The 14,216-nt window shown below is 72.7% G+C and carries 13 protein-coding genes, 1 tRNA gene and 1 pseudogene; 9 read left to right on the forward strand and 6 right to left on the reverse strand.

What is annotated here, in order from left to right; genetic code table 11:
* Window positions 1–55: 55 nt before the first annotated feature.
* Complete coding sequence (locus OG294_RS23530) at window positions 56–349, reverse strand: hypothetical protein (RefSeq protein ID WP_327071639.1); 294 nt, start codon at window positions 347–349, stop codon at window positions 56–58.
* A 6-nt stretch (window positions 350–355) separates the two neighbouring features.
* Complete coding sequence (locus OG294_RS23535; RefSeq protein ID WP_327068517.1) at window positions 356–1,300, reverse strand: SPFH domain-containing protein; 945 nt, start codon at window positions 1,298–1,300, stop codon at window positions 356–358.
* Window positions 1,301–1,404: 104 nt separating this feature from the next.
* Between OG294_RS23535 and OG294_RS23540 the strand changes: the two genes are divergently transcribed.
* The 3 genes from OG294_RS23540 (at window position 1,405) to OG294_RS23550 (ending at window position 5,167) form a co-directional block, all read left to right on the forward strand.
* Window positions 1,405–2,325, forward strand: coding sequence for an ABC transporter ATP-binding protein (locus tag OG294_RS23540; RefSeq protein WP_327068518.1), 921 nt, complete (start codon window positions 1,405–1,407; stop codon window positions 2,323–2,325).
* Window positions 2,322–3,605 (forward strand): ABC transporter permease, encoded by a 1,284-nt coding sequence (locus tag OG294_RS23545; protein WP_327068519.1) that lies wholly within the window; start codon window positions 2,322–2,324, stop codon window positions 3,603–3,605. Before OG294_RS23540 ends, OG294_RS23545 begins: the two co-directional genes overlap by 4 nt.
* A gap of 248 nt (window positions 3,606–3,853) precedes the next feature.
* Window positions 3,854–5,167: an MFS transporter gene (locus tag OG294_RS23550; protein ID WP_327068520.1), complete on the forward strand. Its 1,314-nt coding sequence runs from the start codon at window positions 3,854–3,856 to the stop codon at window positions 5,165–5,167.
* On the opposite strand, the pseudogene OG294_RS23555 reads toward OG294_RS23550, so the two are convergent.
* A pseudogene (locus tag OG294_RS23555) lies at window positions 5,164–6,118 on the reverse strand (IS481 family transposase). The gene OG294_RS23550 and the pseudogene OG294_RS23555 sit on opposite strands and share 4 nt — an antisense overlap.
* A 251-nt stretch (window positions 6,119–6,369) precedes the next feature.
* Here OG294_RS23555 and OG294_RS23560 point away from each other — a divergent pair.
* The 6 genes from OG294_RS23560 to OG294_RS23585 all read left to right on the forward strand — a co-directional run bounded on the left by OG294_RS23560 (window position 6,370) and on the right by OG294_RS23585 (window position 11,839).
* Window positions 6,370–6,445: transfer RNA gene (locus OG294_RS23560), tRNA-Thr, on the forward strand.
* Window positions 6,446–6,647: 202 nt separating this feature from the next.
* Window positions 6,648–7,316 carry a response regulator transcription factor gene (locus tag OG294_RS23565; RefSeq protein ID WP_327068521.1) on the forward strand — a complete coding sequence of 223 codons (669 nt, stop codon included), beginning with the start codon at window positions 6,648–6,650 and terminating at the stop codon, window positions 7,314–7,316.
* A gap of 167 nt (window positions 7,317–7,483) precedes the next feature.
* The gene (gene galT / locus OG294_RS23570; RefSeq protein ID WP_327068522.1) at window positions 7,484–8,680 is read left to right on the forward strand and encodes a galactose-1-phosphate uridylyltransferase; all 1,197 of its coding nucleotides are present in this window, start codon (window positions 7,484–7,486) and stop codon (window positions 8,678–8,680) included.
* A complete protein-coding gene (gene galE, locus OG294_RS23575; protein ID WP_327068523.1) occupies window positions 8,677–9,648 on the forward strand; it encodes a UDP-glucose 4-epimerase GalE in 972 nt (323 codons plus the stop codon). Before galT ends, galE begins: the two co-directional genes overlap by 4 nt.
* 39 nt (window positions 9,649–9,687) lie before the next feature.
* On the forward strand, window positions 9,688–10,821 hold the full coding sequence (gene galK, locus OG294_RS23580; protein WP_327068524.1) for a galactokinase: 1,134 nt from the start codon (window positions 9,688–9,690) through the stop codon (window positions 10,819–10,821).
* A gap of 124 nt (window positions 10,822–10,945) precedes the next feature.
* Window positions 10,946–11,839: a response regulator transcription factor gene (locus OG294_RS23585; protein WP_327068525.1), complete on the forward strand. Its 894-nt coding sequence runs from the start codon at window positions 10,946–10,948 to the stop codon at window positions 11,837–11,839.
* 7 nt (window positions 11,840–11,846) lie between these two features.
* Here the strand turns inward: OG294_RS23585 and OG294_RS23590 are convergent, their stop codons facing one another.
* The 3 genes from OG294_RS23590 to OG294_RS23600 all read right to left on the reverse strand — a co-directional run bounded on the left by OG294_RS23590 (window position 11,847) and on the right by OG294_RS23600 (window position 14,150).
* A complete protein-coding gene (locus OG294_RS23590) occupies window positions 11,847–12,344 on the reverse strand; it encodes a MarR family winged helix-turn-helix transcriptional regulator (RefSeq protein WP_327068526.1) in 498 nt (165 codons plus the stop codon).
* A 127-nt stretch (window positions 12,345–12,471) separates the two neighbouring features.
* On the reverse strand, window positions 12,472–13,155 hold the full coding sequence (locus tag OG294_RS23595; RefSeq protein WP_327068527.1) for a TetR/AcrR family transcriptional regulator: 684 nt from the start codon (window positions 13,153–13,155) through the stop codon (window positions 12,472–12,474).
* Between the two features lie 26 nt (window positions 13,156–13,181).
* Window positions 13,182–14,150, reverse strand: coding sequence for an acyl-CoA desaturase (locus tag OG294_RS23600; RefSeq protein ID WP_327068528.1), 969 nt, complete (start codon window positions 14,148–14,150; stop codon window positions 13,182–13,184).
* Between the last annotated feature and the right edge of the window lie 66 nt (window positions 14,151–14,216).

Here is a 14,216-nt window from a genome sequence, read left to right on the forward strand (position 1 = left end):
GGAGGTCGGGCGGACCGGCAAGGTCCGAGAAGTCGGCGAGCCGGCCCGGCGGCGCTCACCGCGCCGCGTCCCCGTCACCTCCTGCGGAGTCGCGCCCCGCGGTGTCGTCCCCCGCCGCGTCGTCCGTCGCCGTGGCGTCGGGCGTCCGGGTGGCCTTGGGCGGCCGCCCGCGGCGGGCCATTCCTGCCGCGTCGCGCGGCATCCGTCCGGCGTCGCTGAGCGCGCGGCGCAGCAGGAACTCGATCTGGGCGTTGGTGCTGCGCAGTTCGTCACCCGCCCAGCGGGCCAGTGCGTCGTGCACCGCGGGATCGAGGCGCAGCAGGATCTTCTTGCGTTCGACGGTCACCAGCTGCGCTCACTGGTAGAGGGAGCCGGTGTTGACCACCGGTTGTGTGCCGCGGTCGCCGCAGAGGACCACCAGCAGGTTGCTCACCATGGCGGCCTTGCGCTCCTCGTCGAGTTCCACGACGTCGTGCTCGGCCAGCCGGGCCAGGGCCAGCTCGACCATGCCGACGGCGCCCTCGACGATCCGGGTCCGGGCCGCGACCACTGCACCGGCCTGCTGGCGCTGCAGCATCACCTGGGCGATCTCCGGCGCATAGGCCAACCGGGTGATGCGCGACTCGATCACGGTCACGCCGGCCGAGGCGACCCGGGCGGAGATCTCGGCGGACAGGGTGCGGGTGATCTCCTCGGCGCTGTCGCGCAGCGAGACCAGGCCCTCCTCGCGGGAGTCGTAGGGGTAGCTGTTGGCGATGTGGCGCACGGCGGTCTCGGACTGGATGGAGACGAACTGGCGGAAGTCGTCCACCTCGAAGACGGCCTTCGCGGTGTCCTCCACCTGCCAGACGACCACCGCGGCCATCTCGATCGGGTTGCCCTCGGCGTCGTTGACCTTGACCATCGCGGTCTCCTGGTTGCGGATCCGGGTGGACACCGTGCGCAGGTTGCTGAACGGGTTGACCCAGGTCAGCCCGGGGCGGCGCAGGGTGCCGCGGTAGCGGCCGAGCAGCGTGACCACGCGGGCCTGGCCCGGGGCGACCACGGCCAGACCGCGGGTGCAGACCAGGCCCGACAGCACCGCCAGGATGCCGACGACGAGCAGGGGGACGCCCGGGGTGCCGTGCTGATTCGCGGTCAGCGCGATGCCGGTGACGACCAGTGCGATGCCGCCGAGCAGCAGGAGCAGGCACAGCCCGAGCATCGGCAGGCCGGGGGCGCCGGTGGCGATGCGTTCCTCGACCTTGGGTGCGGGCATGGCGGGAAGGTCGGTGACGGGTGGTTGCTGGTTCTGGCTCATCGCGAGGTTTCCTTCCGTCCAGCGCTTGGCATCAATCTAGCATAGTGATATCACTTTATTGGGCGGTCGAAACGGGGGCCGGCCAAGAACGGGAGGAGCGGGCAGTGAATCTGAGCGAGCGAAGGCTGGAGGTGGACGGCCTCTCCAAGCGCTACGGCGACACCGTGGCGCTGCGCGAGATGACGTTCGAGGTCCGTTCCGGGGAGATCTTCGGCTTCGTCGGCAGCAACGGTGCCGGCAAGACCACGACCATGCGGATCGTGCTCGGCGTGCTGGCGGCGGACGCCGGGGAGGTGCGCTGGGACGGTGACCGGGTCACCCTGCGGACCCGCAGCCGGATCGGCTACATGCCCGAGGAGCGCGGCCTCTACCCGCGGATGCGGGTCGGCGAGCAACTGGAGTATCTGGCCAGGCTGCACGGCCTGAGCGCGGCCGAGGCCACCCGGGCCACCCGCGAGTGGACCGAGCGCCTCGGCGTGGCGGCCCGGATCGGCGACGAGGTCCAGAAGCTCAGCCTGGGCAACCAGCAGCGGGTCCAGCTCGCCGCCGCCCTGGTGCACGACCCGGTGATCCTGGTGCTGGACGAGCCGTTCTCCGGGCTGGACCCGGTGGCGGTGGACGTGATGAGCGAGGTGCTCCGGGACAAGGCGGCGTCCGGGGTGCCGGTGATCTTCTCCAGCCACCAGCTGGAGCTGGTGGAGCGGCTCTGCGACCGGGTCGGCATCGTCCGCTCCGGTGCGATGGTCGCCTGCGGCCCGGTGGACGAACTGCGCTCCGGCGGCGGGGAGCTGCTGGTGGTGGACGCGCCGGCGGCCCCGGGCGGCTGGGCGGCCGGGGTGCCCGGCGTCACCTCGCACCGGATGGAGGGCAGCCGTACCGTCCTCGAACTCGCGCCGGGCACCGACGGCCAGGCGGTGCTGGCGGCGGCGCTGGCCACCGGGCCGGTGCGCGAGTTCGCCCGCCGGCGGCCGTCGCTGACCGAGCTGTTCCGGCACGTGGTGAGCGAGCAGGAGGACGCGTCATGAGCGGCACGAACGGGACGAGTGGGATGAACCGCACCAGCGGGACCAGCGAGACCAGCGAGACCGGCGGAATGAACGGCCAGGACATCAGGCTGGAGTCGCGCGACGCCATCACCCTGGTGGCCCGGCGCGAGTGGACCACCCGGGTGCGCTCCAAGGCGTACCGGATCAGCCTCGCCGTGATGGTGCTGGCGGTCGTCGCGACCAGCGTGATCTTCCACTTCGTGCACACCGGCGGCCAGAGCACCCAGACGATCGGCCTGCTGCGCCAGGACGCCCCGCTCTCCGCGCCGTTGGAGGCCGCGGGCACCGCCGCCGGGCAGCACGTGGTCACCCGGACCGTCCCCGACCAGGCGGCCGGCCAGGCCCAGGTGCGCGGCGGACAGCTCAACGCCCTGGTGATGAGCGCGCCGCAGGGCCTGCAGGTCACCGTGAACAAGTCCCTGGACGGCACGCTGCGCGGCGTGCTCGGCGCCGTCGCGCGGGAACAGGCGCTGGATGCCCAGATCACCCGACTCGGCGGTGACCCGGGCCAGGTGGCCGAGGCGGCGGGCGCGGCGAGCGTGCAGGTGTCGACCCTGCAGCCGCCCAAGCCGGCCCACACGCAGCACCTGATCGTGGGGATCGTCGCCGGTTTCCTGATCTACCTCTCCCTGATGACCTGCGGCCCGATGATCGCGCAGGGCGTGGTCGAGGAGAAGAGCAGCCGGGTGGTCGAACTGCTGCTGGCCACCCTGCGCCCCTGGCAGCTGATGGCGGGCAAGGTGCTGGGCATAGGACTGCTCGGTCTGGTCCAGGTCGCGGTGGTCGGCGGCGCCGGCGTGGCCGCGGGCAAACTCACCGGCACCCTGTCGCTCTCGCTCGGCGGCTCGGCCTCGGCCGTGCTCTGGGCGGTGGCCTGGTACCTGGCCGGCTTCGCCCTCTACGCCAACCTCTTCGCCGCCGCGGGCGCCCTGGTCTCCCGTCAGGAGGACCTGGCCGGCGTCCAGTTCCCGCTGGTCATGCCGATCATGGCCTCCTGGATCATCGGCATCTCGGTCCTGCCCGGCACCCCGGACAACAGCCTGCTGACCGTCCTCTCGATGGTCCCGCTCTTCGCCCCGGTCCTGATGCCGATGCGGATCGCCCTCGGCGTGGCGCCGATCTGGCAGAGCGTCACCGCCCTGCTGCTCACCGTCGCCCTGGCCGTTCTGCTGATCCGCTTCGCCGCCCGCATCTACCGCAACTCCGTCCTCCGCAGCGGCGCCCGCGTCAGCTGGCGCGAGGCCCTGAAGGCGGCGTAACAGCCCCTGGGGATCCCGCCCCTACTGGTCGCACTGAGGGGCGTCCTGGCCGGGGGCGGGTTGTGGGGAGGCCGCCCCCGGTGGGCGCTGGGGGTGTTGGTGGGGAGTGGGGGTGGGGGTGTGCGCCCCCGTCACTCGGGCGGCGGATGACGGGGGTGTGGCCGGCGGGGGATGGTCGGGGCATGGGGATTGATGGTGTGTCAGATCAGGGTGGGCCGGGGCCCGGTGTGGGTGAGGGGCTTGGGCGGGTGGCTGTTGCCGCCTTCGTCGGGACGGCGATCGAGTACTACGACTTCTTCCTGTACGGGATGGCGGCGGCGCTCGTCTTCGGGCGCGAGTTCTTTCCGGTGCTCAGTCCCGTCAACGCCCTGCTCGCGGCGCTGTCGGTCTATGCGGTGGCGTTCGTGGCCCGGCCGGTGGGTGCGGTGCTGTTCGGGCACTTCGGGGACCGGGTGGGGCGCAAGGCGGTCCTGGTGGCGTCGCTGCTGATGATGGGGCTGTCGACGGCGGCGGTGGGGCTGATGCCCGGGTATGGCCGGATCGGGATCTGGTCGCCGGTGCTCCTGGTGCTGTTGCGGTTCTGCCAGGGGATCGGGCTGGGCGGCGAGTGGGGCGGTGCGGCGCTGCTGCTCGCGGAGTACGCTCCGGTGCGCCGGCGCGGGCGCAGCGGCGGGTATCTGCAGCTCGGTGCCGCTGTGGGCTCGGCGCTCGCCACCGCGGTCTTCCTGGCGCTCTCGCTGGGGCTCACCGAGGGGGAGTTCACCGGGTGGGGGTGGCGGCTGCCGTTCCTCGGCTCGCTGGTGCTGGTCGGGGTCGGGCTCTTCGTCCGGCTGCGGATCGCGGAGACGCCGGTGTTCGCCGCGGCCGAGGCGGGTGCGCGGTCCCCGGTGCCGCTGCTGACGGTGCTGCGCGGGCACTGGCGCACGGTGCTGCTGGGCGGTGGCCTGCTCTGCTTCGGCTACGCGCTCTTCTACCTGACCGGCACCTACGCCCTCGGCTACGCCACCGGCCAGCTGGGCGTGGACCGGACGCTGATGCTCAGCCTGCAGCTGCTCGCCGCGCCGGGCGGTGCGCTGGCCATCTGGTTCAGTGCGGCGAGCTCGGACCGCTGGGGGCGGCGACGGTCCCTGCTGGCCGCCTTCGCGGCCGCGATCGTCTGGTCGCCGCTCTTCTTCCCGCTGCTGGAGACGCTGCGGCCGACGCTGCTCCTCTTCGCGGTGGTCACCACGGGGGTGCTGTCGGGGCTGCTGCTCGGCCCGGTCGGGGCCTACCTGCCGGAGCTCTTCCCGACCTCGGTGCGCTACACCGGCGCCGCGCTCACCTACAACCTCGGCGGCGTGGTGGGCGGAGCGACGGCGCCGCTGGTCGCCACCCGGCTGACCGCCGCCTACGGGACGGCGGCGCCGGTGGGCTGGTGCCTGGCGGTGCTGGGCGTCGCCTCGGTGCTCTGCCTGCTCGCCCTCCCCGAGACGAACGGCCAGGACCTGACCGTCGATCAGCGGGCCACCGACCATCCCGGCCGCCGGCCCTCCGCCGCCGTCACCGGGGGCCCGGCGATCTAGTTGTTCTGACCCGTGAGGTTGGGGACGCGGCTGGCGGGTGGCTTGCCTGCGAGTGCGGTGTGTCCGCGGTGGTGATTGTAGGTGTGGAGCCAGGCGGGGTAGGCGTCGCGTCGTTCCTGCTCGGTGCGGTAGGGCCTTGCGTAGGCCCACTCGTCGAGCAGGGTGCGGTTGAAGCGTTCGACCTTGCCGTTGGTCTGCGGGCGGTAGGGCCGGGTTCGCTTGTGGGCGATCCCGGCCGCCGCGAGGACATCGCGCCAGGGGTGGGACTTGTAGCAGGAGCCGTTGTCGGTCAGCACGCGCTTCACGGTGATCCCGGCCCGGGCGAAGAACTCGTTCGCCCGGGTCCAGAACGCTGCGGCGGTCTCCTTGCGTTCGTCGGCCAGGAATCTCGCTGTAGGCCAGGCGGGAGTGGTCGTCCACGGCGTTGTGCAGGTAGCTGTATCCGGCACCGGAGCGGGTCTTGCGGCCGGCCTGGCGGCCCAGGGCTTTATGGCCGCCGCCGTCGGGGATGTTGCCGAGCTTCTTGATGTCGACGTGGACCAACTCGCCCGGCGCGCTGTGTTCGTAGCGTCGGATCGGCCGACTTGTGGCGCGGTCCAGGTGGGCCAGGCGGGCGAGGCGGTAGCGGGTCAGGACCCGGTGCACGGTGGCCGGGTCGAGTCGCAGGAGGTAGGCGATGCGGGCCGGGCCCCAGCGCCGCAGGACGCGGACCTTGATGATCCGCCGCTCGGTGCGGGTCGGGGTCCGGCGGGGGCTGTGGTGGGGCCGGCTGGAGAGGTCGACCATCCCGGCCTCGCCGAGCGCACGGTAGCGGTCGGCCCAGCGCTTGGCCGTGGTCGGTGAGACCTGGAAGCGCTCGGCGGCCCGGCGCAGGGGCCAGCCGTCCTCGACCACGCAGCGGGCCAGGCGCAGGCGTCCGGTCTCGGTCAGCGGTGCGTTACGGTGTGGCATGAGGGCCTTTCTGAAGTCGGTGCAGATGTCGCAATCCACACCGAGCCAGAAGGCCCTCACTCATTTCAAGATCACCCAGCCGTGAGCTCTGTCACCAACCTCCGTGGTCAGTACATCTAGTGCCGCCGCCGGTCCGGCCCGCCGGGCCCGGGGGCGGCGTGGTCGGGCCGGTGGGGCGCGTGGCGCCTGACGGGCATCGATTTCCCAAGACCCGCGATGACCATGTAATGTCTTCCTCGTTCGACCGGTTCGCCCCTATAGCTCAGTCGGTAGAGCGTCTCCATGGTAAGGAGAAGGTCTGCGGTTCGATTCCGCATGGGGGCTCCATCGGAGAAGGTCCTCGCCAGCACGGCGAGGGCCTTTTTCGTTATTCTCGCTGCCACTGTTCCATCCCGTACTCATCCAACCCGCCGGTATCTAGCGATCGGGTCCGCGATGCGCTGTGATGGGGCGTCAACAGTGGTGTGGCGTAAGGCCGGTACGCGTCGCGCGGATGCGGCTCCGCGCAGGGTTGTGGGGGAGGGGCCCCTTGGGCGTGCGGCTTGTCGTCGTCGACGATCACCGGTTGCTGGCCGAGGCACTGGCTGCCGCGCTGCAGGTGCGCGGGCACCGGGTGCTGGCGGTGGGGTGTCCCACGGCGGCCGGACCCGAGCTGGTCGCCCAGCGCCGGCCGGAGGTCTGCCTGCTCGGGGTGGCCCGTCCGGGCAGCCCGGGCGCCTTCGCGCCGGTGCGCAGGCTGCGGCAGGAGCGGCCGGAGGTCGCCGTCGTGGTGCTCGGTCCGGTGGACGACCTGCGCGGGGTGGCGAACGCCTTCGCCGCCGGGGCGGCGGGCTTCGTCCGCAGCGACGAGCGGATCGAGGTGGTGGACCGCTCGATCACCCGGGCCAAGGCCGGCGAGGCCGCGGTGACGGTGGAGGTGCTCCAGGCGGCCTTCGAGCGGCTGCTGCACCCGGTGCGGGAGCCGGACGACGAGGCGCTGCGGCTGCTCGGCGCGCTGACCCGCCGCGAGGTCCAGGTGCTGGTCCGGATCGCCGAGGGGCAGGACACCCAGGAGATCGCGGTCGGGATGGGGATCGCCCCCAGCACGGCACGCACCCACGTCCAGCGGGTGCTGATGAAGCTCGGGGCCCGCACCCGGCTGGAGGCCGCGGCCGTGGCCGACCGCACCGGCCTGCTCGCCCGCCTGGTCCGCGAGTAGGGCCGTCGCCCAGAACCTGATGCCGGGCAGGGCCCGCTGGCCGCCCGGCCCTGCTCCGTGCTGCCCCGAACGCGCCGTCCACGCCCGAATCTGTTGACTGCTGATGAGTAATGTTTGATTATGTGTGATGCAGTCAACGGCAGCGGGCCACAGCGAGGGCGGACACTGTGCGGAAGACCACGACCAAGCTGGCGGACGGCCGCGAGCTGATCTACTACGACCGGGACGAGTCGGCCTCCCGCGACGTGCGCGACCGACGCCCACTGGAGGCGCCGGTCAACCTGGCCGAGGTCCGCCGCGACCCGGTCCTCGGCGACTGGGTCACGGTGGCCGCGCACCGCCAGAGCCGCACCTACCACCCGCCCGCCGACGAGTGCCCGCTCTGCCCGAGCCGGGACGGCCGGCTGAGCGAGATCCCGGCGGCCGACTACGACGTGGTGGTCTTCGAGAACCGCTTCCCGTCACTGGCCGCCGACGCGGCGGCCCACGTCCACGCGGCGAACGCGGCGAGCACGGCGAGCGGCACGAACGCCACCAGCGCCACCGGCGTCCCGGGCGGCTCCCAGGAGACCTGGGCCGACCGCCCCCTGCACCTGACCCGTCCCGGCGTCGGCCGCTGCGAGGTGGTCTGCTTCACCGCCGACCACCACGCCTCCTTCGCCGACCTCGACGAGTCCAAGGCCCGCCTGGTGCTGGACGCCTGGACCGACCGCAGCGCCGAACTGGGCGCGCTGCCCGACGTCGAGCAGGTCTTCTGCTTCGAGAACCGCGGCGCGGAGATCGGCGTGACGCTGGCCCATCCGCACGGTCAGATCTACGCGTTCCCGTTCGTCACCCCGCGCACCGCCAAGATGGTCGCGCAGGCGGACGAGCACCGCGCCCGCACCGGCCGCAACCTCTTCGAGGACCTGCTGCGTGCCGAACGCGCCGACCCCGTCAGAGTGGTGCTCACCGGCGAGCACTGGACGGCCTTCGTCCCGTTCGCCGCCCGCTGGCCGTACGAGGTGCACCTCTACCCCAACCGCCGGGTGCCGGGCCTGACCGGCCTGAACGAGGCCGAGCGGGCCGAGTTCCCCGGTCTCTACCTGGACTTGCTGCGCCGCTTCGACCGGCTCTTCACCGATCCGGCCTCGCCCCGGCCGGCCCCGGGCGGGGCGACGCCGCCCACTCCCTACATCGCCGCCTGGCACCAGGCGCCCCGGCGGGGCGGCGCCGAGCTGGCACTGCATCTGGAGCTGTTCACGATCCGACGTACGGTAGGCAGGCTGAAGTTCCTCGCCGGCGTCGAGTCCGGCATGGACGCGTTCGTCAACGATGTGTCGCCCGAGGCGGCGGCACAGCGCCTGCGGGAGGTCGCGATATGAGCAAGTACCTGGTCACCGGCGGTGCCGGCTATGTCGGCAGCGTGGTTGCCGCCCACCTCCTGGAGGCGGGCCACCAGGTCACCGTGCTGGACGACCTGTCCACCGGGTTCCGCGAGGGCGTCCCGGCCGGTGCCGAGTTCGTCAACGGCCGGATCCAGCAGGCCGCCGAGGTGCTGGACTCCTCCTTCGAGGCGGTGCTGCACTTCGCCGCCTCCTCGCAGGTCGGCGAGTCGGTCGCGGACCCGGAGAAGTACTGGCGCAACAACGTGGCCGGCTCGCTGGAGCTGGTCAGCGCGATGCGCAAGGCCGGCGTGCGCAAGCTGGTCTTCTCCTCCACCGCCGCGGTCTACGGCGAGCCGGAGCAGGTCCCGATCGCCGAGACCGCCCGCACCTCGCCGACCAACGCCTACGGCGCCACCAAGCTGGCGGTGGACCACCTGATCACCAGCGAGGCGATCGCCCACGGTCTGGCGGCGGTCAGCCTGCGCTACTTCAACGTGGCCGGTGCCTACGGCGCCTACGGCGAGCGGCACGACCCCGAGTCGCACCTGATCCCGCTGGTCTTCCAGGCCGCCCTCGGCCAGCGCCCGCACATCGCCGTCTACGGGGACGACTACCCGACCCCCGACGGCACCTGCATCCGCGACTACATCCACGTCGCCGACCTGGCCGACGCCCACCTGCTGGCGCTCACCGCGGCCAAGCCGGGCGAGCACCTGATCTGCAACCTGGGCAACGGCAGCGGCTTCTCGGTCCGCGAGGTGATCGAGTCGGTCAAGCGGGTCACCGGGCGCGAGATCCCGGTGGTCATGGCCGAGCGCCGCCCGGGCGACCCGGCCGTGCTGGTCGCCTCCGCCGAGCAGGCCCACACCCGGCTGGGCTGGACCCCCAAGCGGCCCGAGCTGGACGACATCGTGGCCGACGCCTGGACCTTCACCCTGAACAAGAACACCAGCAGCACGCAGTGACCGGACCCGAGCAGTAGCCAGACCGCGGGAGAGCGCAACGTGAGAGAGCAGTTCGAACGGATCTTCGGCGCCACCCCCACCGGCGTGTGGGCGGCACCGGGCCGGGTGAACCTGATCGGCGAACACACCGACTACAACGACGGGTTCGTCCTGCCGATCGCTCTCCCGCAGGCGGTGAAGGTGGCGGCCCGGGCCCGCCCGGACGGTCGGCTGCGCCTCTACAGCGCCCAGGGCGACGACGTGGTCACCGACCTGTCGGTGGCCGCACTCGCCCCGGGCGCGGTGACGACCTGGGCCGGCTACCCGGCCGGCGTGGTCTGGGCGCTGCGCGAGGCCGGGTACCCGATCGGCGGCGCCGACCTTTACTTCGACAGCGACGTGCCGAGCGGCGCCGGTCTCTCCTCCTCCGCCGCGCTGGAGTGCGCGGCGGCGGCGGTCTACCGCGATCTGTACGAACTGCCGTTCACCGCGGCCGAGTCGGCGGTGCTCGCGCAGCGCGGCGAGAACCTCTTCGTCGGGGTCCCGTGCGGGGTGATGGACCAGATGGCCTCGGCCTGCTGCACCGAGGGGGCCGCGCTCTTCCTCGACACCAGGGACCTGGCGCAGCGCCAGGTCCCGTTCTCGCTGGACGAGCAGGGGCTGTTGCTGCTGGTCATCGACACCCGGGTCAAGCACGACCTCGGGGACGGCGCCTACGCCGCGCTGCGGGCCGGCTGCGAGCGGGCGGCGGAACTGCTCGGGCTGGCCGCGCTGCGCGACCTGCCCGCCGCCGCGCTGTCCGGGGCGGTGGCCCAGCTGCCCGCCGAGCTGGGCCCGCTGGTGCGCCACGTGGTGACCGAGAACGTGCGGGTCGGCCAGGCGGTCGAGCTGCTGGAGCAGGGCGAGTACGCCGCGCTCGGGCCGATCCTGACGGCGGGGCACGCCTCGCTGCGCGACGACTTCAAGGTCTCCTGCGCGGAGACCGACCTGGCGGTCGAGGCGGCGGTGGCGGCCGGTGCCCTGGGCGCCCGGATGACCGGGGGCGGCTTCGGCGGCTCGGTGATCGCGCTGGTGCCCAAGGACGCGGCCGGGCAGGTCGAACAGGCCGTCACCGGCGCCTTCCAGGCGGCGGGCCATGCGGCGCCGAACGTCTTCACGACGACCGCGGCGGCGGGGGCCCGCCGGCTCGCCTGAGAACTCGCGGCACGACCTGCGCGGACCTGACGGAATTTCACTGAACCGCCACCTCCAGGCCTGGCACCCCGTACCCTGAGTCCGGTATCGGACGGGGGCCGTACCGGACTCAGGGGGACACCAGATGGGGCGGATCCGTGTCCTGGTGGTCGACGACCACCGGATCTTCGCCGAAGCGCTCGCGACGGCGCTCTCCGCCGAGCCGGAGATCGAGGTCGGCGCCGCCGGTAGTGCGGCCGCCGCCGAGCATGCCCTGGAACGGGCCGCGGCCGAGGGGCGGCCCTTCGACATCCTGCTGGTCGACGCCGACCTCGGCAGCGTCGGCGGCTCGCTGGTCCCGCCGCGCCGTCTGCGCCAGGCGGTGGAGCCGGAGGCCGGCCCGGCGCCGGCCCGCCGTGCCACCACCGGAGTGGTCCCCGCGCCGCGCCGCTCCGGCAGCGTGCTCGTCCCGCAGCGCCCGGCCGGACCGCCGGTGGTGACGGCGGAGCAGCCCGCCGCGGTGGCGCCGGTGCGGCGCCCGGTGGACGGGATCGCGCTGCTCGGCCGCTCCTGCCACACCTATCCCGGGCTGCGCGCCGTGGTGCTGGCCGCCGAGGAGGACCCGCGCCGGGCCGTGCGCGCGCTGTACGCGGGGGCGGCGGGCTGGGTGGCCAAGGAGAGCTCGCTGACCCGGCTGCTGACCGTGCTGCGCGGGGTGCTGCGCGGCGAGACCCATCTGCCACCCACCCTGCTCACCGGCGTGGTGCGGGAGCTGACCACGGCCCGGCGCGACCGTACCGAGAGCGAACGGCTGGTCGAGTCGCTGACGCCCCGGGAGAAGCAGGTGCTGCGCTGCATGGTGGCGGGGCTGGGCCGGCAGGCGGTGGCCGAGCGGCTCTACCTCTCCCCGCACACGGTGCGCACCCACATGCAGAACGTGCTGGGCAAGCTGGGCGTGCACTCCACGCTGGCCGCCGTCGCGCTGGCCCGCCGGGCGGGTGTCGGCCCGGCCGAACCGGCGGGCGCGCCGACCTCCTGAGCCGGTCTCAGCCCGGGATGTTGTCGAAGGGTGCGACCAGCTGCCGCAGCAGCGCCGCCAGCTCGCCCTGCTGCTGCCCCGACAGCTCGGCCAGCAGCTCGCGCTCGTGGGCGAGCAGCCCGGCCAGCGCCTGGTCCGCCTTCTCCTGCCCGGTTTCGGTCAGCCGCACCAGCACGCCGCGCCGGTCGTCCGGATCGGGCAGCCGCTGCACCAGGTCCTTGCCGGCCAGGCGGTCGATCCGGTTGGTCATGGTCCCCGAGGTGACCAGGGTCTGGGTGAGCAACTGCCCGGGGGAGAGCTGGTAGGGGCGTCCGGCCCGGCGAAGCGCCGTCAGCACGTCGAACTCCCAGGGCTCCAGGCCGTGCTCGGCGAAGGCGGTGCGGCGGGCCCGGTCCAGATGCCGGGCGAGCCGGCTGACCCGGCTGAGCACCTGCAGTGGTTGCACGTCGAGGTCGGGGCGCTCTCGGCGCCATGCTGCGACCAGGCGGTCGACCTCGTCCTCCATGTGGATCAGTGTATCGGGGGTTCTGTCGATATGAAGCCTCTTGACATCGAGAAAACCCCTGGCCGAAACATTCCGTTGGTGCGGCGGCGCCGGGCCCCGGCCGCCGCCGCCCGCCCGGCGGGCGCCCTCAGGTCTGCCGTTCGCCGACCAGCTTGGGGTGCCGCTCCATGCCCTCCAGGCCGTGCCACGCCAGGTTGACCAGGTGCGCGGCGACCTCGGCCTTGCCCGGCTTGCGCACCTCGAGCCACCACTGCCCGGTCAGCGCGACCATGCCCACCAGCATCTGCGAGTACATCGGCGCGAGCCGGGCGTCGAAGCCGCGGGCCTTGAACTCCAGGCCCAGGATGTCCTCGACCTGGGTGGCGATGTCGCTGATCAGCGAGGCGAAGGTGCCGGTGGACTGGGCCACCGGCGAGTCCCGGACCAGGATCTTGAAACCGTCGGTCGAGGTGTCGATGTAGTCCATCAGCGCGAAGGCCGCCTGCTCCAGCAGCTCGCGGGAGTGCCCCCCGGTGAGTGCTCCGGTGACCATGTCGAGCAGCAGCTGCATCTCGCGGTCCACCACCACCGCGTAGAGGCCCTCCTTGCCCCCGAAGTGCTCGTACACCACCGGCTTGGAGACGCCCGCCCGCTCGGCGATCTCCTCCACCGAGGTGCCGTCGTAGCCGCGCTCGGCGAAGACGGAGCGCCCGATGTCCAGCAGTTGTTCGCGCCGTTGCTTGCCCGTCATCCGGACCCGGCCCGCCCGCCCGGTGCCGCCGCGGGCGGGCGGTCGATGGCCGACTGCGCTGTCTCCGTTGCTCCCGTTCACCCCCCCATCATGCTGTAGGCGACGGGTCATGCGACGCGCCGGGCGTCAATGCGCCCGGGGCCCGGCCAGCGGACGTCGCGCGCCCAGCCGGCCTGTTCGAACCAGCGGATCAGCCGGGCGGAGGAGTCCAGCTGCCCGCGCAGCACCCCGTGCCGGGCCGAGGTGGGGTCGGCGTGGTGCAGGTTGTGCCAGGACTCGCCGCAGGAGAGCACCGCCAGCCACCACACGTTGCCCGAGCGGTCCCGGGACCTGAAGGGGCGCTGCCCGATCGCGTGGCAGATGGAGTTGATCGACCAGGTCACGTGGTGCAGCAGCGCCACCCGGACCAGCGAACCCCAGAAGAACGCGGTGAGCGCACCCTGCCAGGACCAGCTGAGCAGCCCGCCCACCAGCGGCGGCAGCAGCATCGAGATCGAGGTCCAGAGCCAGAAGAGCCGCGAGACGGTCCGGATGTCGCGGTCCTTGACCAGATCGGGCGCGTAGATGTGCTGCGGGGTCTGCTCGGAGTCGAAGAGCCAGCCCATGTGTGCCCACCACAGGCCCTTGAGCAGGGCCGGCACGCTCTCGCCGTAGCGCCAGGGCGAGTGCGGGTCGCCCTGCTGGTCGGAGAACTTGTGGTGCTTGCGGTGGTCGGCCACCCAGCGCACCACCGGCCCCTCGACGGCCAGGCTGCCGGCCACCGCCATCGCGATCTTCAGCACCCGGCCGGTCTTGAACGAGCGGTGGGTGAAGAAGCGGTGGAAGCCGACGGTGATGCCGTGGCAGGTGGTGAAGTACATGACCGTCGCGATCGCCAGGTCCCGCCAGCCCAGCCCCCAGCCCCAGGCCACCGGCACGGCGGCCAGCAGGGCCAGGAACGGCACCGCGATGAAGAGGCCGAGCGCCAGGCGCTCGGGCAGGCCCTGCTTCTCGCCGCCGAGCGTGGCGGAGACCTCGGAGGCGGGCCGGGCATTGGACGCGGAGCCGGGCGGCGCCTGGTCGGCCTGGATCGTCATGGGCGCTCCCTTGAGGGAATACGTTTATGAGAAAACGTGGGAGAAAGCGGGGGAATGGAGCGTGCT

The sequence above is a fragment of the Kitasatospora sp. NBC_01302 genome, from assembly GCF_035976515.1.
In the GTDB taxonomy this organism is placed as follows: domain Bacteria; phylum Actinomycetota; class Actinomycetes; order Streptomycetales; family Streptomycetaceae; genus Kitasatospora.

What these genes read in the sequence shown, in the direction of transcription:
- galE (WP_327068523.1), top strand. Translation starts at nt 8,677, where the DNA reads ATGAGCAAGTACCTGGTCACCGGCGGTGCCGGCTATGTCGGCAGCGTG.
- OG294_RS23545 (WP_327068519.1), top strand. Translation starts at nt 2,322, where the DNA reads ATGAGCGGCACGAACGGGACGAGTGGGATGAACCGCACCAGCGGGACC.
- OG294_RS23585 (WP_327068525.1), top strand. Translation starts at nt 10,946, where the DNA reads ATGGGGCGGATCCGTGTCCTGGTGGTCGACGACCACCGGATCTTCGCC.
- OG294_RS23590 (WP_327068526.1), bottom strand. Translation starts at nt 12,344, where the DNA reads ATGGAGGACGAGGTCGACCGCCTGGTCGCAGCATGGCGCCGAGAGCGC.
- OG294_RS23600 (WP_327068528.1), bottom strand. Translation starts at nt 14,150, where the DNA reads ATGACGATCCAGGCCGACCAGGCGCCGCCCGGCTCCGCGTCCAATGCC.
- OG294_RS23535 (WP_327068517.1), bottom strand. Translation starts at nt 1,300, where the DNA reads ATGAGCCAGAACCAGCAACCACCCGTCACCGACCTTCCCGCCATGCCC.